The organism is Brachybacterium halotolerans subsp. kimchii, from assembly GCF_020792675.1.
GTDB lineage: Bacteria > Actinomycetota > Actinomycetes > Actinomycetales > Dermabacteraceae > Brachybacterium > Brachybacterium halotolerans.
In genome coordinates this window covers 1,854,368-1,873,541 of record NZ_CP086254.1, presented here as the reverse complement: position 1 = coordinate 1,873,541, position 19,174 = coordinate 1,854,368, and the positions used below count along the sequence as shown (strand labels likewise).

18 protein-coding genes are annotated in these 19,174 nt (G+C 69.1%); 6 read left to right on the top strand and 12 right to left on the bottom strand.

The window, feature by feature from the left end; all coding sequences use genetic code 11:
• Positions 1–44: 44 nt before the first annotated feature.
• Genes Bra3105_RS08590 through Bra3105_RS08580 form a run of 3 tightly spaced genes read right to left on the bottom strand, consistent with a single transcriptional unit; the run spans position 45 to position 3,370 of the window.
• Positions 45–971 (bottom strand): carbohydrate ABC transporter permease, encoded by a 927-nt coding sequence (locus Bra3105_RS08590; RefSeq protein WP_152352502.1) that lies wholly within the window; start codon positions 969–971, stop codon positions 45–47.
• Positions 968–1,933: a carbohydrate ABC transporter permease gene (locus Bra3105_RS08585; protein ID WP_228359461.1), complete on the bottom strand. Its 966-nt coding sequence runs from the start codon at positions 1,931–1,933 to the stop codon at positions 968–970. Before Bra3105_RS08585 ends, Bra3105_RS08590 begins: the two co-directional genes overlap by 4 nt.
• Positions 1,934–1,936: 3 nt before the next feature.
• Positions 1,937–3,370 (bottom strand): ABC transporter substrate-binding protein, encoded by a 1,434-nt coding sequence (locus Bra3105_RS08580; RefSeq protein ID WP_228359460.1) that lies wholly within the window; start codon positions 3,368–3,370, stop codon positions 1,937–1,939.
• A 386-nt stretch (positions 3,371–3,756) separates the two neighbouring features.
• Here Bra3105_RS08580 and Bra3105_RS08575 point away from each other — a divergent pair, with 386 nt between their 5' ends.
• Together Bra3105_RS08575 and Bra3105_RS08570 are read left to right on the top strand one after the other, a co-directional pair.
• Entirely contained in the window at positions 3,757–4,686 is a 930-nt protein-coding gene (locus Bra3105_RS08575; protein ID WP_228359459.1) for a sugar-binding transcriptional regulator, read from the top strand.
• Positions 4,687–4,776: 90 nt separating this feature from the next.
• Positions 4,777–6,372, top strand: coding sequence for a mannitol dehydrogenase family protein (locus Bra3105_RS08570; protein ID WP_228359458.1), 1,596 nt, complete (start codon positions 4,777–4,779; stop codon positions 6,370–6,372).
• A gap of 101 nt (positions 6,373–6,473) precedes the next feature.
• Here Bra3105_RS08570 and Bra3105_RS08565 read toward each other — a convergent pair whose 3' ends face one another.
• The 5 genes from Bra3105_RS08565 to Bra3105_RS08545 form a co-directional block, all read right to left on the bottom strand.
• A complete protein-coding gene (locus Bra3105_RS08565) occupies positions 6,474–7,649 on the bottom strand; it encodes a low temperature requirement protein A (protein ID WP_228359457.1) in 1,176 nt (391 codons plus the stop codon).
• A 321-nt stretch (positions 7,650–7,970) separates the two neighbouring features.
• Entirely contained in the window at positions 7,971–8,633 is a 663-nt protein-coding gene (locus Bra3105_RS08560; RefSeq protein ID WP_228359456.1) for a response regulator, read from the bottom strand.
• Positions 8,630–9,916 carry a sensor histidine kinase gene (locus Bra3105_RS08555; protein ID WP_228359455.1) on the bottom strand — a complete coding sequence of 429 codons (1,287 nt, stop codon included), beginning with the start codon at positions 9,914–9,916 and terminating at the stop codon, positions 8,630–8,632. The genes Bra3105_RS08560 and Bra3105_RS08555 overlap by 4 nt, the downstream gene beginning before the upstream one ends.
• A complete protein-coding gene (locus tag Bra3105_RS08550; protein ID WP_228359454.1) occupies positions 9,913–10,824 on the bottom strand; it encodes a CPBP family intramembrane glutamic endopeptidase in 912 nt (303 codons plus the stop codon). The genes Bra3105_RS08555 and Bra3105_RS08550 overlap by 4 nt, the downstream gene beginning before the upstream one ends.
• Positions 10,825–11,040: 216 nt before the next feature.
• Entirely contained in the window at positions 11,041–11,646 is a 606-nt protein-coding gene (locus Bra3105_RS08545; protein ID WP_228359453.1) for a TetR/AcrR family transcriptional regulator, read from the bottom strand.
• A gap of 40 nt (positions 11,647–11,686) precedes the next feature.
• On the opposite strand from Bra3105_RS08545, the gene Bra3105_RS08540 reads away from it, so the two are divergent.
• The 3 genes from Bra3105_RS08540 (at position 11,687) to Bra3105_RS08530 (ending at position 13,847) form a co-directional block, all read left to right on the top strand.
• Complete coding sequence (locus tag Bra3105_RS08540; RefSeq protein WP_228359452.1) at positions 11,687–12,574, top strand: SDR family NAD(P)-dependent oxidoreductase; 888 nt, start codon at positions 11,687–11,689, stop codon at positions 12,572–12,574.
• The gene (locus Bra3105_RS08535) at positions 12,571–13,014 is read left to right on the top strand and encodes a hypothetical protein (RefSeq protein WP_228359451.1); all 444 of its coding nucleotides are present in this window, start codon (positions 12,571–12,573) and stop codon (positions 13,012–13,014) included. The genes Bra3105_RS08540 and Bra3105_RS08535 overlap by 4 nt, the downstream gene beginning before the upstream one ends.
• A gap of 299 nt (positions 13,015–13,313) precedes the next feature.
• On the top strand, positions 13,314–13,847 hold the full coding sequence (locus tag Bra3105_RS08530; protein ID WP_228359450.1) for a transglutaminase-like domain-containing protein: 534 nt from the start codon (positions 13,314–13,316) through the stop codon (positions 13,845–13,847).
• 69 nt (positions 13,848–13,916) lie between these two features.
• Here Bra3105_RS08530 and Bra3105_RS08525 read toward each other — a convergent pair.
• Positions 13,917–15,181, bottom strand: a protein-coding gene (locus tag Bra3105_RS08525; protein ID WP_407650884.1) for an IS3 family transposase whose coding sequence is annotated in 2 segments (ribosomal slippage) — positions 13,917–14,839 and positions 14,839–15,181 — 1,266 coding nt in all. Because the reading frame shifts where the segments join, the coding sequence is not laid out codon by codon here.
• A 367-nt stretch (positions 15,182–15,548) separates the two neighbouring features.
• Here Bra3105_RS08525 and Bra3105_RS08520 point away from each other — a divergent pair.
• Positions 15,549–16,001 carry a GNAT family N-acetyltransferase gene (locus tag Bra3105_RS08520; protein ID WP_228359449.1) on the top strand — a complete coding sequence of 151 codons (453 nt, stop codon included), beginning with the start codon at positions 15,549–15,551 and terminating at the stop codon, positions 15,999–16,001.
• Between the two features lie 32 nt (positions 16,002–16,033).
• Here Bra3105_RS08520 and Bra3105_RS08515 read toward each other — a convergent pair whose 3' ends face one another.
• The 3 genes from Bra3105_RS08515 to Bra3105_RS08505 all read right to left on the bottom strand — a co-directional run bounded on the left by Bra3105_RS08515 (position 16,034) and on the right by Bra3105_RS08505 (position 19,074).
• Positions 16,034–17,083: an erythromycin esterase family protein gene (locus Bra3105_RS08515; RefSeq protein WP_228359448.1), complete on the bottom strand. Its 1,050-nt coding sequence runs from the start codon at positions 17,081–17,083 to the stop codon at positions 16,034–16,036.
• Positions 17,084–17,400: 317 nt separating this feature from the next.
• A complete protein-coding gene (locus Bra3105_RS08510; RefSeq protein WP_228359447.1) occupies positions 17,401–17,940 on the bottom strand; it encodes an AAA family ATPase in 540 nt (179 codons plus the stop codon).
• A 360-nt stretch (positions 17,941–18,300) separates the two neighbouring features.
• Positions 18,301–19,074 (bottom strand): class I SAM-dependent methyltransferase, encoded by a 774-nt coding sequence (locus Bra3105_RS08505; protein ID WP_228359446.1) that lies wholly within the window; start codon positions 19,072–19,074, stop codon positions 18,301–18,303.
• Between the last annotated feature and the right edge of the window lie 100 nt (positions 19,075–19,174).

Below are 19,174 nucleotides of genomic sequence, written 5' to 3'. Positions count from 1 at the left end.
CGCGTGAGAGAGCCCCGACCGAAATGCAGCCCCTCAACGCCCCCTTACTTCACCGCGCCCATCGAGAGGCCGCGCACCAGCTGCTTCTGGGCGATCCAGCCGGCGAGCACCACGGGCAGGGAGGCGATGACCGAGGCGGCGGAGAGCCGCGCGAGGAACAGGCCCTCGGAGGTCATCGTGCTCATGAGGTAGATCGGCACCGTGGCGGCGTTGGCGGCGGTGAGGTTCAGGGCGAAGAAGAACTCGTTCCACGCGAAGATCACGCAGATCAGCGCGGTCGCCGCGACGCCGGGCGCCACCATCGGCAGCAGCACGGTGCGCATCGTGCGCACGAGGGAGGCGCCGTCGATCGAGGCGGCCTCGAGCACCTCGCCGGGCACCTCGAGGAAGAACGAGCGCATCATCCACACCGCAATCGGCAGGTTCATCGCCGTGTAGAGCACGATCAGCGTGAGCAGGTTGTCGAGCATCCGCAGCTGTCCGGCGATCACGTAGATCGGCATGATCACCGCGACCACCGGAAGCATCTTGGTGGAGATGAAGAAGAACAGCACGTCCTGGGTCTTCTTCACCGGCCGGATGCTGAGCGCGTAGGCGGCGGGGATGGCGAGCACGAGCACCAGCAGCGTCGAGCAGGCCGTCGCGATCACCGAGTTCAGCAGGTAGCTGCCCGCGCCGGAGGCGAGCACCGCCTTGTACTGGTCGAGGGTCGGGGTGAACAGGAAGGTGGGCGGGTTCGAGGCGGCCTGCGACTCCTGCTTGAAGCTCGTGAGCACCATCCAGGCGACCGGCGCGAAGAAGATCAGCCCGACGATCCAGGCGAGGATGCCCAGCAGGCGTCCGGTCGTGGTGCCGCGGGCGCGCTTGGGTCGGATCGCGGGGGCGCCGGGGGCCGACGTGCGGGTGGCTGCGGACCCCGCGGGCGAGGGCCGCGGCGACGGGGCGGGGGAGGCGTCGGCGACGGTGCTCATGACTGCTCCTTGGCGTTGATGCTGCGGAAGATCAGGCGCAGCGCGAGCGTCGAGATGATGATGGTGGCGACGACGGTGACCACGCCCATCGCGGCGGACTGGCCGATGTCGAAGCCGAGGAACGCGCGCTGGTAGATGTAGAACGGCAGGTTCGCGCTCGCCGTGCCCGGTCCGCCCGCGGTCATCAGGTAGATCTGGTCGAAGGTGTTGACCACGTAGATCGCGCCCAGCAGCACCGACAGCTCGATGTAGAAGTGCAGGTGGGGGAGCGTGATGTGGCGGAACGTCTGCCACGGGGAGGCGCCGTCCATCGAAGCGGCCTCGAGCACGTCGCCGGTCTGGGACTGCAGGCCCGCGAGCAGCAGGAGCATCATGAACGGCGTCCACTGCCACACCAGCGCCACCACGATGGAGAACACCGGCAGCTGGCTGGTCCAGTCCACGGGGTCGACGCCCACGAGGGAGATCAGCCAGTTCACGAGCCCGTAGGTGGGGTCGAACATCGAGATCGACCAGAGCATCGCGCCGGCGACCGGCATGATGAGGAACGGCGTGATGAGCAGGGTGCGCACGATCCCGCGGCCCAGGAACTTGCGGTCCAGAAGCAGGGCGAGCCCGAGCCCCAGCAGCAGGGCGACGGCCACGCAGGCGAGCGTGATGAGGATCGAGTTCAGGGCGGCGCCGCGGAAGGTGGAGTCGCGGAAGATGTCGAGGAAGTTCTGCAGGCCCACGAACTCCTCGCCCTCGGGGCGCAGGAGGTTCCGCGAGCGCAGCGAGTACCAGATGGTCAGCAGGAACGGGATCTGCGTGCAGATCACCACGAACACGAAGGCGGGCAGGAGCGGCAGGCGCCGGCTCCACCCGTCGGCCCGGGACTGCGCGGCGCCTCGCGGCGGCGCGGTGCGACGGGGCTGCGAGCTCCCGCGGGACTGCGGGGTCCCGGTTGCGGCGGCGGTCGTCATCGTTCAGCCCTCCCATCCGTAGGTGCGAGCGACGGACGCGGCGAAGGTCTGCGCCTGGGAGAGGGCGTCCTCGACGCTCTGCCCGCCGGCGATCGCGGCCGAGAGCTGCTGGCCCACCCGGGTGCCCAGGTCCTGGAACTCGGGGATGCCCACGAACTGCAGTCCGGGGTAGGGGACCTCCTGGGTCATGGCCTTCTCCTGCGTCGCGTTGTCCATGGAGTCGAGGGTGGGGGTCGCGTAGTGGGCGGCGAGCTTCTTGTACTCGGGGATCTCGTAGGTCGAGCTGCGGGAGCCCGGGGGAAGCGCCTCCCAGCCCACCTCCTTCCCGACCAGCTGGAAGTAGTCGGGGTGGGTCATCCAGGCGATGAAGTCCCAGGCGGCCTGCTTCTTCGTGGAGGTCTCGGGGATCGCGAGCGCCCACGAGTAGAGCCAGCCGGTGGACTCGGTGTCGACCGTCGGCCCCAGCGTGTAGTCGGTCTTGCCGACCACGGTCGAGGAGTCGGGGTTCTCGATCCCGGAGACCATCGAGGAGGCGTCGAACCACATGGCGGCGTTGCCCTGGGCGAACTGGGTGAGGCACTCGCCGAAGCCGGAGGTCGCCGCGCCCGGCTGGCCCCAGGTGCGCACGGTGTCGACGTAGGTGGAGACGGCCTCGTGGACCTCCTCGGAGTCCAGCCGCGGCGCCCAGTCCATGTCGAACCAGCAGCCGCCGAAGGTGTTGATGGCGGTGTTGATGGGCGCGAGGTTCTCGCCCCAGCCGGCGAGTCCGCGCAGGGCGATGCCGGACATGCCGTTCTCGGGGTCGTGCAGGGTCTTCGCGAAGGAGCGGATGTCGTCCCAGCTGGGGTGGCCGGGCATCGTCAGCCCGGCCTCGTCGAAGAGGTCCTTGCGGTAGACGAGGAACGCGCTCTCGCCGTAGAACGGCACCGAGTACATGGACTTCCCGGAGGTGAGGGCCTCGCGGATGGTGGGGATGAAGTCCTCGGGCTCGTAGCCCTCGGTCTTGTCGATGAAGGGCTGCAGGTCGGTGAGCCAGCCGTTCTTCGCCCACAGCGGGGTCTCGTAGTTGGAGATCATCACGACGTCGAACTCGCCGCCGCCCGAGGCCACCGACGCGGTGATCTTCGCGCGGGCCTCGTTCTCCGGGAGGGACACGAAGCGCACGTCCACGTCGGGGTGGTCGGCCCGGAAGTGGTCGACGAGCCCGATCGCGTCCTGCATCTGCGGGTTCGAGACGATCGCGACGACGATGGACTGCTTGCCGCCGCTGCTGCCCGAGCCGCAGCCGGCCAGGCCCAGGCTCGCCGCGCCGGCGCCGAGCGCGCCCGCGCCCAGGACCGTGCGCCGGCTCGGACGGGAGGAGGTGGTGCGGAGGGCCGACGGGGCCGGGTCGGCCGACGGCGGCGGTTGTGAGGTGCGGGATCGGAGGTGCGGCATGGGCTGTCCCCTCTGGGCGGTGTCGGCGTCGGTGTCGACGGGTCTCGCGTTGGAACGTCGGTCCGGGTCCGGGTCCGGGTCCGGGTCCGGGTCCGGGGTCGCGGGCCGACGTCGGAGTCGGACCCGCAGGTGGTCGGTGCGGTCGATGGGCCGTCGCGAGCGGCCGCACATCTGATGGGCGGCCGCGCTCATCTGATTCGTGAGCGTAGTCATATACGCTTCGCGGAGCAACAGGCGGAACGGAATCGGGACGAGGGCGCGGCGCCCGGCGTCGGCCGGCCTCCCCGGAACCAGCCGCGCCGATCCGGCGCGACACGACGTCGCCCACCATGACCATCACGACTGCCACGACCATCACGCCCCCTCGACCACCCACAGGAGCTTCCATGCCCGCGGACGACGGCTCCCTCAAGGCGCATCTGGCGACCGAGTACTACCTCCAGAACCGCTCGAAGGTGGACATCGCCAAGGAGCACGGGCTCTCGCGCTTCCAGGTTGCGCGGATGCTCGAGGAGGCGCGTGCGCAGGGCATCGTGCGGATCCAGATCCACGACCCCGCCGAGTCGGGCCGAGATCTCGCTCCGCTCGCCGAGAAGCTCGGCATCTCCCGCGTCGTCGTCGCCTCGCCGCGCGTGGACGAGACCATGCGCGCGGCGCTGGCCCGGCAGGTCGGACGGCTGCTGCCGGACCTCCTGCACGACGGCGGGCGCCTCGGGGTCGCCTGGTCGCGCACGCTCATGCACCTTCCCGACTCGCTCGACGCCCTGCCCAGGGTCGATGTCGTCCAGCTCGTCGGCCCCCTCAGCGCCCCCGGCTACTCGAGCGCGCACTCCTCGGCCCTCATCCACACGCTCGGATCCTTCGCGGGCGGCGGCATCTGGGCGCTGCCGACTCCGCTGATCGTCGACTCGCCCGAGGTCGCGGCCTCGCTGCGCGGCATGGACGAGGTGCGCTCCGCTCTCGAGGCGGCCGAGGAGATCGACGTCGCGACCGTCTCGATCGGTGCCTGGTGGCCCGGCGCCTCGACCCTGTGGAGTCGGCTCTCCGATGGCGAGCGCGGGCGGGCGCGCGAGGCGGGCGTGGTCGCCGAGTGCGCGGGCGTCCTCGTGGACGCCGAGGGGCGGGTCGCGCGGGCCGGCATCGAGGAGCGCGTGATCGGGGTGGGCGCCGAGCAGCTGAGGCGGGCCCACGTGGTCGCGGTGGCCCCGGCCGTGGGCCACCCCGAGGCCGTGGTCGCGGCCGCCCGTGCGGGGCTCGTCGACGACCTCGTGCTCTCCGCCGAGCTCGCGGCCCAGGTCGCTGATCTGCTCGGCTGATCCGCTCGGCTGAGAGCGGGGGCTGCTCATCTGATCCGGGCGCTGGTATCGTCGACCCCGTCTCCATCCGCCGATGACGAAGGATGCGTCATGACATCCCTGAACGCCGCCGCCCTGCCCCAGATCGCGGCCGCCGGCCAGATCCCGGTCCCTGGCTTCCCGCTCGAGGAGAGGTCCGTCGGCATCGTCCACTTCGGCGTCGGCGGCTTCCACCGCGCCCACCAGGCGATGTTCCTGGACCGCCTCATGCGCGCCGGGCGCGCCCGCGACTGGGCGCTGTGCGGCGTGGGCCTGCTGCCCGGCGACGCGCGCATGCGCGACGCCCTCGGCGCGCAGGACGGGTTGTACACCCTGGTCACGAAGGCGCCCGACGGCACCCAGGACCCGCGGGTGATCGGCTCGATCGCCGAGTACCTCTTCGCGCCCGACGACCCGGAGGCCGTGCTCGCGCGCATGAGCGAGGCGAGCACCCGCATCGTCTCCCTCACCGTCACCGAGGGCGGCTACAACTACAACCCCTCGACCGGCGAGTTCCAGCGCGAGACGCCCGCCGTCGCCGAGGACCTGCGCACCGCCTTCGGCGGCGAGGGGAGCGGGGCCGGCGGAACCGGCGGGGCCGGGGATGGGGCCGACGGAGCGGCCGACGGCGGGGACGCGCCCGTCGGCCACCCGCAGACGATGTTCGGCTTCGTCGTCGAGGCGCTGCGTCGCCGCCGCGAGGCCGGCACGGCCCCGTTCACGTTGATGTCCTGCGACAACGTGCGCGGCAATGGCGACCTCGCCAAGCGCATGATCCTCGCCTACGCGCAGCTGCGCGACGAGGCCGGTCTGCACGGCGATGCGCCCATGGCCCCGTGGATCGACGAGCACGTCGCCTTCCCCAATTGCATGGTCGACCGCATCACCCCGGTCACCGCCGAGTCCGACATCGAGATAATCTCGCGCGAGTACGACGTCCAGGACGCCTGGCCCGTGGTCAGCGAAGACTTCGTGCAGTGGGTGCTCGAGGACTCCTTCCCGCTGGGGCGCCCGGCCTGGGAGGAGGTGGGCGTGCAGATGGTCGAGGACGTGGAGCCCTACGAGCTCATGAAGCTGCGCCTTCTGAACTGCTCCCACCAGGCGATCGCCTACTTCGGGCTGCTGCTCGGGCAGACCTTCGCCCACGAGGCCGCGCAGGACGAGGACCTCGCCCCCTTCACCCGCACCCTGTACATGGACCGGGAGGGGACGCCCACGGTCCCCGACGTCCCCGGCATCGACCTCGACGCCTACAAGGACGAGCTCATGGCGCGCTTCTCCAACGCGCACGTGCGCGACACCCTCGCCCGCCTCGCCGCCGAGTCCAGCGACCGCATCCCCACCTGGATGGTGCCCGTGATCCAGGAGAACCTCGAGGCCGGGCGCGACGTGAGCGCATGCGCGGCGATCGTCGCCTCCTGGGCCCGCTACGCCGAGGGCAGGGGGGAGAACGGCGAGGAGTGGCCCGTCGTCGACCGCCTGCACGACCGCGTCATGGCCGCCGCCGCGAAGCACGACGAGGACCCCCTCGCGTTCCTGCGCGACGCGGAGCTGTTCGGCGACCTCGTCGAGCACGAGGCCTTCACGACGCCGTATCTCCACGCGCTCGAGGTGCTGCGCACCCGCGGCGCCCGGGCGCTGCTCCAGGAGCTGCACGCGCAGGCGTGAGTGCGGTGGGGCCGCTCGACGGGAACGTCCTGAGGTGAGAGCGAGTCAGCTGGTCCGTGGGTCCGTGGGTCCGTGGGTCAGTGGGTCCGCGGGCCGACGGGTCAGCGGACCGAGGCCCGCGGCCTGCGCCAGACCATCACCGCGACGAGCAGCGCCATCACGATCGTCGTGAGGGCGATCGGCAGGGGCACCAGCGGATCGACCAGCACCACGAGCACCGCGAGCGCGATCGAAGCGCTCACCACGGCGTCGGCCGAGCGTCGGATGACTACGCGCCACATGCCCACCAGGAAGATCGCGATCGGCAGTGAGACCGCGTATGCGGCGGCCGTCGGACCGATCTCCGACTCGCCCATGGCGACGTCGACCTCGAGCTCGATGCCCACGGAGAACGCGCCGGCGGCCGCGAAGATCACGTAGTGGCCGTATCCATAGAGCAGGGAGCTGCGCAGCGAGCCGATCGCCTCGTGGTGGGGCGGCCAGAAGTAGACCCACCACAGCGCTGCCGTCACGATCAGGCACAGCACGCCCAGCGGGACCAGGTCCGCGAGCGGGACCTCCGCGTCGCGGGCCTCGATGATCGCGTGGGAGGACGCGAGCAGGCTCTCTCCCAGCAGGATCAGGGTGAAACCGCCGTAGCGCTCGGTGATGTGCTCGGGATGCCAGGGAGTGCGTCCGCGCTGCTCGGCGATGACGGGAACGCTGATCTCGGCGAGGATCAGGAAGATCGCCGCGGGGATCAGCAGGCCGTGCGGCAGCAGGAGCATGAGGCCCCAGAGCGCCTGGACGACGGCGATGCCGATGGCGTAGTGGAGGGCCGCTCGGCGCGCCTCGTCCGTCGAGGACGGCGTCATGGCCGCCCGCAGCCACTGCACGACCATCGCCAGGCGCATGACCACGTACCCGGCGATCATCACGCCGAAGGAATCGTGCTCGAAGACGGGTCCGACGCCCGCGGCGACCACCATCACGCCGCCCATCTGGGCGATGGTGAGCACCCGGTAGAGCCAGTCGTCGGTGTCGAACGAGGTGGCGAACCAGGTGAAGTTCATCCACGCCCACCAGATCGCGAACAGCACCATCGCGTAGTGCCCCACGCCGCTGGCCACGTGCGACGCGGCGAGGGCGTGGTGGAGCTCGGTGCCCGCGATGCTCACGGCGATCACGAAGACCAGGTCGAAGAACAGCTCGAGGGACGAGCCGGCCCGTCCCTCCTCGTGCGGGTCGCGGGGGCGCATCGGCAGCAGCCGCCAGCGGGAGGCGATGGTCGTGGTCATGGGCACCTCGGTGGGGATGGGGATGAGGGCGGGCGTGCGTCGTGCATGGACGGCTCGACAGAGGGCCGGGCTCGGGCGGGACATACTGCGGCTCGGTCGCCGCACGAATGCCGGGGCCGACGAGGTCGACCTGACAGCGGGACGGCCACCGGCGTTGAGGCCTGTGCCTGCGCCCATGCCCGAGCCTCGAAGAGCGTACGCGGGGTGCACATCGATGCGCATGCCGCATGCCGCATGCGCGCGCTGCGGGTGGGGGCACTGCGCCGGGTGGGCACAGCGCTCATCGATCCGATCCATGCGCTCACCGGCGCTCGCCGCCGCTCACTCCCGCAGATCGACCACACGGTTCTGATACGCCCACACCACGGCCTGCAGGCGCGAGGCCACGCCGAGCTTCGGCAGCATCCGCGCGAGGTGGGACTTCACGGTCGAGGCCTCGACGTGCAGGTGCGCGGCGATGTCCGCATTGCTCATGCCCTCCGCCAGCGCGCGCAGAATCTCGAGCTCCCGTGCGGTGAGGACCTCTTCGGCGCCGCTGCGCGGGCGCACGACCACCGGCTGCAGGCGTCGTCGCGCGGCGACCTCGCGGAGGATGCGGCGCGTGAGCGACTGGTCGATCGTGCCGCGTCCCGCCGCCACCTGCCGCAGGGCGTGCGCGATCAGATCCGGGTCCGCGTCCTTGAGGAGGAAGCCCGCGACTCCCGCCTCGAGGGCGCCGAAGACGTATTCGTCGAGGTCGAACGTCGTCAGCATCAGCACCTCCACCTCGAGCTCGCGGACCGCCTCGGCGACCTCGATGCCGTTCATCCCGGGCATGCGGACATCGAGGCACGCGACGTCGGGCCGCAGCTCGCGGATGAGCTCGAGCGCCCGCAGACCGTCCTCCGCGATGCCCACCACCTCCATGTCCGGCTCGGCCTCCAGCAGCGAGGCGAGGCCCTTGCGCAAGAGGGCGTGGTCGTCCGCCAGCACCACGCGGATCATGTCGGCTCCTCCCTCTGCTGCGGCTGTCCCGGGGCGTCGCCGTCGCGGGGCAGGTCCAGCGTCACGGACCAGCCTCCTGCGCCGGTGGGGCCGTACTCGAGGCCGGCACCCACCAGTTCCGCCCGCTCCCGCATGCCGATCAGACCGAACCCTCCGGTGCGGCCGGGCTGCGGACCGGGGCGCGCCGGTCGCCCGTTGACCACGACGATCCGCACCCGCTGCGCGGAACGCGCGTCGACGCGCACTTCGCAGTCCGCCGCGGGGGCGTGGACGGCCGCGTTCGCGAGGGACTCCTGGACCATGCGATAGCCCACCAGCTGCGCGAGCGCGCCGACATCGGCGCCGGGGTCCGCGCCCTGCGGCTCCACTGTCAGTCGGATCTCCGCCCCGGCGGCGCGCCGCTCGTCCACGAGCTGCGGGAGAGAGGCGAGGGACCGGTCGGAGAGCGGCGCCGCGTGCTCGTCGCGCAGCAGGCCGACGAGACGCCGCAGGTCGCGCAGCACGGCGGTGCTCTGCATGCGGATGTCGCGGGCGGATTCCTTCGCCGCCTCCGGTGCAGGGTCCACCTGGCGCTCGAGTGCGGAGGCCAGCATCGCGATGCCCGACATGTGGTGGGCGGCGATGTCGTGGAGGTCGCGGGCGACGGCGGTGCGTTCGGCGGCGATCGCCACGGCGACCTGGGCGTCCTGCTCCCGGCGCAGTGCCGTGAGCTCCCGCTCGTGGGCGGTGCGCGCCTGCCGGCGGCTGACCACGATCAGGGCGAGGAGGAGCGGCACGCCGATGACGATCACCCCCTGCCCGATCCCGGCGAGGAGGGCCTGGACGGCGCCCGCATCTTCCGATCCGAGCGTGTTGACGGTCGTGGCCAGCACGGTGAGCGCGAGCATCGCCCCCGCCACCGGGGCGAGATGCTCGCGGCGGAGCCGCACCCCGGCGACGTAGGCCGCCCACAGCACCGCGACGGTCGTGGTGCCGAAGGCGGTGCCCGGGGCGAGGGCGGCGAGCAGCAGCGGGAGCGCGCTCACCACCACCGCTGCGAGGCGCGGGAGGGGCCGGAGCAGGGCGAGCGCCGCCGCTTGGGCGAGCAGCGTGAGCAGGACCGCCCACCATGCGGCCGAGCCTGCGGGAGGCGCACCCATCGGCTCGCCTCCCGCCCGTTCGAGCAGCGGGATCGCGAGCAGTGTTCCGGCGGCGATCACGAGGCAGCACAGCGCCGCCACGGCGTCGTCCCTCCGTGGGGCGGGGCCTCGCCATGGCGGCGCCGGACTCGTGCTCGCCGTCATGAGCTCGACGGTAGCCCCTGGCGGCGGGCGAGGGACGTCGAAGCGGGAAGCGTCGGCTCCGGGGGACGCATGCCGAGGCGTCCTCGCGTGGCGAGGATGATCCCTGCCGCCGCGACGACGGCCGCCACGGCCAGCAGCGGGTACACGTACTGCGCCGAGATCGACGGGAACATGGCCGACCACAGCACGGAGGCGAAGGTGTTCGCGCTGACATGCATGAGCATCGACAGCGGCAGCGATTCACCGGTCCGGTTGAACACCCAGGACATGACGATGTTGAAGCCGAGGCAGAAGACGGTGAAGGCGAGCAGGCCGGTCACGCTGCGGCCGGGCCCGTCGGCCCAGTCGGTGAGGAACAGCGGGTAGTGCCACACGGCCCACACGGGCCCCAGGATCGCGGCGGACGCGAGCGGGCTGCGATGGTGCTGGAGGCGGCTGAGGGCGAAGTCCCGCCAGCCGGGCTCCTCCGCGAGGCCCGTGGTCAGCAGCTGCAGCACCAGCATCGGTGCGTACAGAGCGAGGAGCGCGACCGGGGGAGCGACGACACTCCCGCCGACGGCGAGAGAGGCCGCGGTGCCGACAGCGGTCAGCCCTGCGGGAACGGCGAGCAGGGCGATCGCGTACCAGCGCCAGTTCGCTCGCCACCGGAACAGGCGCCCCGCCCAGGCGCGCAGGCCGGCGCGGCCGTCCACCACGGCGGTGACGATGAGCGCGGAGCCGATGGGGCCGAGGAACGCACCCGGGATGACGCCGAGCAGCTGTGTGGAGCCGAGCACCACCGGGTAGTCCACGTCGATGATGCCGAGGCCGCTGGTGGAGAGGATGTAGTTCAGCCACCCCAGCCAGCTGAGACCGCAGGCCAGGAGGAAATAGCTGAGGACGGGACGAGAACGGATGAGGTGCACCATGGAGGGCCTCCGGTCGTAGAGGGGCGCTGACTCCTTCACGATCCACGGTGCGAGGGCGCGCTTCGAGACCCGTTCGGGCGAATCCGGGGTCTTGCATCTTTGGATGCAGGCCGGCGCCGGCGGCCCCGGGGCCCCGGGGGCGGGTGTCCGGATGGGCGGCTTCCTCCTCTGGAATCGACGGGGTGCCCATCGGCCGCCCTGGTGGTCAGCGGCGGGTCATGTCCTCCCGCCGAGGAGTTCCGGGTGGGCGGCCACCTGTGCGATGCGGCCGTATGACCCGATCACCGCCTGCTGGGGCGCGGACGCCAACGGCTCGAGGCGCAGGAGATAGCGACCGGCGATGAGGCCGGCGACGACGGCGAGCACCGCAGTGGCCCGGCTCCGACCGTCCCGCCCGTCGAAATATTCCACGAGCGGCCCGAGGAGTTCGCGACCCAAGTACTCATGGACCACGGACGTGGCGTCCTCCTCCATGAGCGCCATGCGCATCAGTCCGCGCAGGTGCGGCCCGCTCGACGGATCGTCCCATGCGTGCACGACCCGGGCGACGATGCGGAACCCGAGTTGCTCCGGTGGTCCGGCCAGCGCCGTCGACAGCAGTCCGGCGGGTCCGAGTCCTCCCGTAGTGACCTGCTCGAACAGGCCGTGCTTCGAGCCGAAGTGGTAGGCGACGAGCGCGGGGTCGCAGTGGGCCTCCTGGGCGATGCGGCGCACCGTCGTCGCCTCGTACCCGGACGCGAGGAAGAGCTCCTCGGCGGCGCGGAGGATGCGGTCGCGCGCCGGCGGTGTGCCCTTCGTCGGACGCCCTCGGCGACTATTCATCACCGTTGAAGGGTAGTCCGGGGCGGTCGACGATCTCTGCATGAACGATCTTCATCGGACCAAGACCCGGCGTCATGCCCCGTCGGTGCTCATCACGGGGGCCTCGAGCGGCATCGGAGCTGCCACCGCGAGCGCGCTGTGCGGCGCGGGGTGGACGGTTCTCGCGGGGGTTCGGGACCTCTCCGCAGCCCCTGAGCCTGCGGGTGCCGGGCGGATCATCCCGATTCGGATGGACGTCACCGACCCCGGCACGATCGTGGGAGGCGTCGCGGCCTCCAGGGACCACCTCGGTGGAGCGCCGCTGGATGCGGTCATCAACAACGCCGGTATCGGCCAGCTCGCGCCGATGAGCACCGTCGCTCCCGAGCAGATGCGCGCGGTGTTCGACGTCAACGTCTTCGGTGCCGTACAGATCACCCAGGCCTGTCTCCCGCTGATGCGATCGGGATCCCGGGTGCTCTTCGTCGGCTCCGTGGGGGACCGCATCACCATGCCGTTCGGGGGACCCCTCACGGCGTCCAAGTGGGCGATCGCCTCGATCGCCGAAGCCTTCCGGCTCGAGCTGGTGGCAGACGGCATCCGCGTCGTCCTCATCGAGCCGGGATCCATCTTTTCGCCGGCCGTCGACAAGGTCGACGCATCATCTCGGACCACGTCCGCCGCGCTGGAAGAGGCCGCCCCTGACCTGGCACGACGATTCGCACGGGCGGCGTCACGGGCTGTCGAGAACGAACGGTCGGGCTCGTCCCCGGACGTCGTCGCCCGCACCGTCGTGACGGCGCTGACGACGCGCAGACCGGCCACCCGGTACCTGACGGGCAAGCACGCCAGGACTCTTGCCGCGCTCGGGCACCTTCCCGACCCCGTGTTCGACCGCATCAGGCTCGCCATCTTCGAGCAGCCCACAAGCCCTCAGGAGACACGATGAACGACGTGCCCGGACTCGCTGCACTCACCTCGATCAGCCCGCGTTTCGCCCACCACGCGGAAGCTCTCGGAAGAGCCGCCTGGAACAACCCGCACCGCAGAGTCGACGAGACGGCCGCGGTCTTCCTCGGCTGCGACCTCTCCCTGGGCCTGCTCGACTTCCCGCTGCGCACGCACGTCGAGATGGCCCGCCGCCTCGGAGTGCCCGGCCAGGTGATGATCGACGTCATCGTCGAACTCGCACCGCTGGTCGGCTATCCCCTCGCGGCGCAGGCACTCACGTCCGTGGCGTTCAGCCCGTCCGCTGATCATGGCGCGTCGGGGCAGGCGATCGACCTCGCGCGCCGCGCGGCCGTCGCGGTCAGGCGCCCCGGTCCCGTGCCGGATGATGCACTGGCGGACATCGTCGGTGAGTACGGGGCGCTCGTTCACGGAGAGTGACCGTGGGGGCTCCGTCGACCCATGCATCCGCGGCCCAATGGCTCCGCGCTCGATCGCCCCGACATCCGTGACGAGACCGGCTCTCGGCGGAGGATGCGCGGCGGTGTCACGGCCCGAAGCCCGCGTGGAGGCCGACCACCCCGTGCACTCCGCATTCTGTCCGGGAAGAGCTGCCCTGAGGCAGAACGACCCTGGCTGCTGAACGACGCACGTGCACATCATCAAGGGAAGGAGTGCTGCACCAGAGACGGTCGCGTGCGGGGGTTTCCACGAAGGGCGCCGGACGGCACGATCTGACTATGGATTCCGGAGCTAGAGGGGTGGAGGTCTACCGATGGGTGCGCGACCTTCCCTATGACACGGTGAGCGCGCGCGATGCAGCGGGTCTTCGCGCCCTGGGACGGGGCAACTGCGTGGCAAAGGCGCACCTACTCTCCGAGGAGTTGCAGCGTCTGGGGGCCATGTGCCGGATTGTCTCTTGCGAGTACGAGCTGCCCGCCCTGGTCCCCACGCAACACGATCTTGCCTTCAGCTCCGATGTCCACACGGCCGTTCAGGTGCGCGTGGTGGACCGCTGGCTGTTGGTCGATGCGACGCACGATCCTGCTCTGGCAGACCTCGGCCTCACCGTGGGGCGATGGGACGGGGAGTCGGCGACCGAACCCGCCTATCCGGCAGTCGGTCCGGTTGTCGTTCTGGACCGACGCGGAAGGTCCGCTGAGCTGGACGACGTGTTGTCGCGGATCGCTGGAGAAGTCGAAGCCACTTCTCCTCGTCTCGTCACCCAGTATCAGCGCGAACTCAACGCGCTCTTCAAGCAGGCCCGGTCGTAGCGGCGTCGTGGGTGGCTGGAGGTGGTTTGGGGGACGGGGCCTACCCCGGTTCGTGGACGCGGGGGTCGTTTACGCTGCGAGCGCTAGCTTAGCGGTGTAGGCGCTCTCGTAGGCGTTGGGGGACAGGTAGCGGCACCAGGAATGGCGGCGCTTGGTGTTGTAGCGGGTCAGCCACCGGAACATCTTGCGGTGGGCGGTGAGCTCGTCGGTGAAGCACGCGGCGTCGCGGAGGACCTCGCGCTTCGCGGTCGCGTTGAACGATTCGGCCATCGCGTTGTCGGCGCTGGAGCCGACAGCCCCCATCGACTGGACCACGCCGAGCCGCTGGCAGAGCTCGGCGTATGCCTTGGAGGTATAGACCGACCCGTGGTCGCTGTGGAAGATCGCCCCGGCCAATGATCCGCGGGTCGCGGCGGCGGCCTTGAGCGCGTCGGCGACAAGGTCGGTGCGCATGTGATCGGCCAGAGCCCAGCCCACCAGGCGGCGGCTGTAGCAGTCGATCACGGTGGCGAGATAGAGGTTCCCGCCCCCGCCAGCCTCGGACAGCGGCAGGTAGGTGATGTCTCCGACGTAGCGCTGGTTCGGCGCCTCGGCGGTGAAGTCCCGACCCAGCAGGTCGGGGACGACCTGGTCGGCTGGCTCCGGCACCGTCGTGCGGTGCTTGCGCTTCTTGACGAAGCCACTGAGTCCGGCCTCGCGCATCACGCGGGCGACTCGCTTGTGGTTGACCCGGTCCTCGGGCGAGACCGCGTCGTTGAGCTCGACCGTGATCCGCGGGACGCCTTGAGCATCGTCCTTGGCGTGGATGACGCGGATCCGCTCCAGCAGACCAGCATCGGACTCCGCTCTCGCGGCTCTTCCCGCGGCACCTGTCTGCCAGGCGTAGTAGGAGGAGCGCTCGATCTCGACGAGCTCGCACAGTCGCTTCACCGGGTAGGTGGTGGAGTTCTCGGCGACGAACTGGAAGCGACTCACCAGCGCGTCTCCCCGGCGAAATACTTAGCCGCCTTCTGGAGGATCTCCCGCTCCGTGGTGAGCTTTGTCGTCTCCGCTCTGAGCTGGGCGTTCTCCGCTTCCAACCGGGCCACGCGCTGCTCGAGCGGCTCATCGGGATCCGGCGTTGCAGCGATCGGCGCGGATCGCAACGGACTGTCGGTCAGCGTGCCGTCAGCCGCGGTCTTCTTCCCGGACCCGTGGGTCTCCAGCCACTGCCGCAGCGTGCCCCGGACGATCCCGAGATCCTCCGCGATACCGCGGACCGTCGCTCCCGGGGTCGACTCATACAGGTCAACCGCCTGCTGGCGGAACTCCTCGGAGTAGTGCTTCCTAGCCATAGTTCATGATCTCGCTTCCCCAGCAAATGCTGGAATCAGCGTGTCCACGAACAAGGGTCAGGCCCCGACTGGTGCACGGGACGGGCACGTCCGCGCCGCTCCCGCGAGCCCAAAGGAACTCGTCGTCACTCTGAGGTATACCCCACGAAACAGATCTGTCTTAGAACCGGCGTTTTGGACCCTGTGAAACAGAGAAGGCTGCGGTCGCGTAGCTGTCGCACAGGGTGTGCCTCAACGCGACGGATCTGTCGCGTTGAGGTGTCTGGATTCGTGTGACACTCACGTGTCTGATGAGGGACGCTGGGGACGTGTAGCGGTCCTACGTCGCCGCAGCCGCAGTTACTCGGGGTGGCATAGTCTGCGCAACATGAGCGGCGACGTGACCATCTCTTCCGCGGAGAGTCTTTCCGACGTGGATGTCGAAAGAATCGCGGCACTCCTGTCGGAGCTTTCAACATCGGCGCAGTTCGACCGGGCTCGCCTCATGGCCCTGCTAGGCAACGACGACGTACTCCTTTTCGTCGCTCGGACCGATGAGGCGGTTGTCGGTATGGCGACGCTGGCAACGTTCCCTCTCGTGACTGGTTGGCGCGGCATCGTCGAAGACGTCGTGGTCAGCGAAGATGCGCGAGGCCGAGGTGTCGCGCGGAACCTGCTCGAAGCGATCATCGCCGAGGCGGACAGCCTGCACCTTCGCACACTAGATCTCACCTCGCGCCCATCCCGCGACTCCGCGCAGCGGTTGTATGAATCGGTCGGGTTCGAGTACCGGGACACCAACGTCATGCGGTACGTACCTCCGGCGCCGCAGATCATGTGACACCCACTTGTGCATCAGTCCCTCTTGCCGCGTTACAGCGAGGTGTCTGCCGTGCTGGAAGGTAGGTAGGCGATCGCGTCGAAGTCCGTAGTGGGGCGGTGCAGTTCAAACTCCCGGCGTGCAGCGGTTTCCGTGAGGCTGCTGTCGATCCTCCACCCGAGGAATCGACGCGGCCCAGGGTGCACAAACTCAGTGGTGGTGACGAAGGGTGTTCGCTGGGATCGAAGGGCCGTCTCGGTTGTATGAGGGCCGGCGGTGGGCAGGGTGACGCTGCGGTACTCCTTGCTGTCCGTGGAAGGGTCGATAGCTCGACAGGTGCCTTCTCCGCAGAGAATCCCGATCGATGAGTACCTTGCGCCGATTCGCGTGGCAAGTACCTGCCCCATCGACGGTCCGCCGAAGTTGTCGGGGTTGCGGGCGACGTGCTCGTTGTGTGCCCAGACGATCGTGATGCCGCGATCGGGCAGGTTCTCCAGCAGGGTCTCTGCCATGTGGGTGTCGCGTCGGTGGAGACCGGCCAGGTCAGGCTCGGTGAGGTAGGCGTCGATGTAGCGCATCAACTGGCGTGCGGCTGCTGCTGTGTGACGTTCCCGATGACGAGAGAAGTGCTCGCAGACTCGACGCGCCTCGTCGACGCCTGGTTCATCAAGTTCTTCGCGTCGGGCGAGCCGGCGCAAGGAGGGCGACTCCGCGCCAGCGTCGATCAGAGCGAGCGCGGAATGGCAAGCGGGCTTGGAATCGATACCGAGAAAGCGGACTCGTTCCCGCGGGGGCAGCACCGCGTTGATGGACTGCAGGCGTGCGATCCCCGCGCTGATCGTGTGGGTGCGCCAGAGGCTGAGAGCATCACGCCAAGGCTCAGCGAGATCGCCTCCCTCGTTGAGCGCTTGGTTGACGCGGGTTCCCACGATGTACGAGTCCTCGAATGCGACCGCCCCAAGGAGTCCCTTCGACGCGAGGTCGCAGATGACATCGAACTTCCACGCGAAGGCGTTGGCGCTGCCGTGAGTGGGCTCTCCCAGGCCGAGCACACCATTCGCCTGGACCAGCGAGAGGATCCTGTCGACTGGGCGCGCATTCACTGGCCCTGTTCCTCCGCGGACTCCATGACCAACAGTCTGCCACCTCGGGCCTGTCGCTCTGGGGTAGACCCCACGAGGCAGATCTGTCCCAGAACTGCTGTTTTGGACCCTGTGGGACGGGGAGACCTACGGGTGCGTAGCTGTCACGCAGGGTGGTGCTGAATGTGGCATATCTGTGCAGGTGGGGTGGGCCCGGGTCGTGCACTGGTTCTCCCTAAAAAGTCTGCTCGGCAGGCGGTGGGGAGGTGCCGGTGATGGCGTCGAAGCGACGAAGGAGGTTCGTGTCGGAGTGCAACAGTGATCCATGAACGACCGGTTCAGAGGTGCAGGTCTGGGGCGAACCGATCGAAGACACTCGCGGCCACGTCAGCCGGGGTCCTGTCATCGGTGTCGATCACCAAGTCGTAGGGCGAGAACTGATCACAGTCTCGTGCCAACCGTTGGTGATCATTGAGATGCCAGTTCAACGCGCGACGTTGGCTTGCGGTGTACCGCCCCCGCAGCCGTTGCTCTGCGGTCTCCGTTGACGCCGTTAGATGGACCACTCGGAGGGGCAGTTCGAAGGCCCCCTCGTAACGTTCGAGGTCGTCCGGGATGCGGATTACTCCTGCAACGATCGGCGTGTGGGGACCCGTTCGCCTGTAGTTGCCCCACACGGCACGGATGTTGTCTGCCTCTGTTACTACGTTGCGGGGGTCTGACGGGGCTGGGGGCCAGGAGCGGTGGAACCAGTCAACGTCGAACAGACTGAAAGGGAGATCGCTTTCAGCGAAGCGATCCGCAAGATGGTCGAGCGTTGCAGACTTCCCCACTCCGTACGAACCGTTGAGGAAGATCCCGAACTTGCTGTCAACCATGCGCTCGAGCCTACCCAGCATCGGCCACCAGAGGGACGGAAACCGGCCCGAGGTAGGCGCATCACAATGGTGTCTTGCCGCAGATCCGCCGCGTCGCGTTGGGGTATACCCCACGAAGCAGACCTGTCTCAGAACTGGCGTTTTGGACCCTGTGGAACAGGGAGGACTACGGTCGCGTAACTGTCGCGCAGGGCGTACCTCAACAGGGCGGATCTGTCGCGTTGAGGTGGGTGGAGTCCTCACGCATTTGCCGGTCCGGCCGCGGCGGATACATTGTCACGCTGGGTCAGCGCACGCGTGGGCAGTGCTAGCAGAGAGATCCAACACCGCGAGAGACTGCGCCGTAAACGGTGGCGGTCTCTAGAGGGTCGCCGTCAGCAGGTAGGTGGCGGGGATGGAGGAGGCGTGCTCGCCCAGGCCTGAATACATGTCAGGTTCGGGGAACTCCTGCAAGGAGCGGATCGTGAACCCGGCAGTCACGAGTGCGCTCGTCAGGCTGCCGACGCTCCAGACATAGCTGCGATGCGGCGCATCGGGCACACCTAGCACACGGGTCACCCGCGGCGCTTTCGACTGGTCGTCGTATCCGTCCCGGCCTGCGTTGAAGTAGTCGCCGGTGACGGACAGCTCTCCCAGCCCGCGCACTGTCAGAACTTCCCACAACGGGTGATGTTCATGGACGACCAACAGTCCACCATCGTTTAGCCGGTCGGCGACCAGGGCCGCCCAGTCCGAGATGTTCGGAGCCCAGCAGATACCGCCGCTTGAGATATAGACGATGTCGAATCCTGTGATATCGGGGTCCAGGCTCATCATGTCTTGCTCGATGAAGTCCACCGACAACCCCAGCGCCGATGCCTTCGCGCGCCCGGTTGCAAGGTGCGAGGGCGCGATGTCCACGACAGTCATGTGAGCTCCGAGTTGAGCAAACGTCAGGCCCTCATCACCGACCGACCCGGCGAGTTGTAGCACCCGTCGCTCCCGCACGTCACCGATGGCTGCGAGCTCAGCCTCGGTCAGCGCGCTTCCGCCTTTTCGGAAGAAGTCGACAGGCTCGCCGCGTCGGTGCGGGGCAAGAAGCTCCCAGTACGTGCTGTTCTGTCTGACGACCGCTGCGTCTCTTTGCTCAGGCATGCCGCCGACCGTAGCAGCGCTCGAGGCGCTGGACGGATGGAATATCTGCTCGGAGTACGGACCTGACGAAACCGGGAGGACGTCGAACAGCCGCGTGCCA

Bases quoted from the DNA above. Each gene is read 5' to 3' on its own strand.
- Bra3105_RS08590 (WP_152352502.1), bottom strand. From the start codon at position 971: ATGAGCACCGTCGCCGACGCCTCCCCCGCCCCGTCGCCGCGGCCCTCG.
- Bra3105_RS08585 (WP_228359461.1), bottom strand. From the start codon at position 1,933: ATGACGACCGCCGCCGCAACCGGGACCCCGCAGTCCCGCGGGAGCTCG.
- Bra3105_RS08580 (WP_228359460.1), bottom strand. From the start codon at position 3,370: ATGCCGCACCTCCGATCCCGCACCTCACAACCGCCGCCGTCGGCCGAC.
- Bra3105_RS08575 (WP_228359459.1), top strand. From the start codon at position 3,757: ATGCCCGCGGACGACGGCTCCCTCAAGGCGCATCTGGCGACCGAGTAC.
- Bra3105_RS08570 (WP_228359458.1), top strand. From the start codon at position 4,777: ATGACATCCCTGAACGCCGCCGCCCTGCCCCAGATCGCGGCCGCCGGC.
- Bra3105_RS08565 (WP_228359457.1), bottom strand. From the start codon at position 7,649: ATGACCACGACCATCGCCTCCCGCTGGCGGCTGCTGCCGATGCGCCCC.
- Bra3105_RS08560 (WP_228359456.1), bottom strand. From the start codon at position 8,633: ATGATCCGCGTGGTGCTGGCGGACGACCACGCCCTCTTGCGCAAGGGC.
- Bra3105_RS08555 (WP_228359455.1), bottom strand. From the start codon at position 9,916: ATGACGGCGAGCACGAGTCCGGCGCCGCCATGGCGAGGCCCCGCCCCA.
- Bra3105_RS08550 (WP_228359454.1), bottom strand. From the start codon at position 10,824: ATGGTGCACCTCATCCGTTCTCGTCCCGTCCTCAGCTATTTCCTCCTG.
- Bra3105_RS08545 (WP_228359453.1), bottom strand. From the start codon at position 11,646: ATGAATAGTCGCCGAGGGCGTCCGACGAAGGGCACACCGCCGGCGCGC.
- Bra3105_RS08540 (WP_228359452.1), top strand. From the start codon at position 11,687: ATGAACGATCTTCATCGGACCAAGACCCGGCGTCATGCCCCGTCGGTG.
- Bra3105_RS08535 (WP_228359451.1), top strand. From the start codon at position 12,571: ATGAACGACGTGCCCGGACTCGCTGCACTCACCTCGATCAGCCCGCGT.
- Bra3105_RS08530 (WP_228359450.1), top strand. From the start codon at position 13,314: ATGGATTCCGGAGCTAGAGGGGTGGAGGTCTACCGATGGGTGCGCGAC.
- Bra3105_RS08520 (WP_228359449.1), top strand. From the start codon at position 15,549: ATGAGCGGCGACGTGACCATCTCTTCCGCGGAGAGTCTTTCCGACGTG.
- Bra3105_RS08510 (WP_228359447.1), bottom strand. From the start codon at position 17,940: ATGGTTGACAGCAAGTTCGGGATCTTCCTCAACGGTTCGTACGGAGTG.
- Bra3105_RS08505 (WP_228359446.1), bottom strand. From the start codon at position 19,074: ATGCCTGAGCAAAGAGACGCAGCGGTCGTCAGACAGAACAGCACGTAC.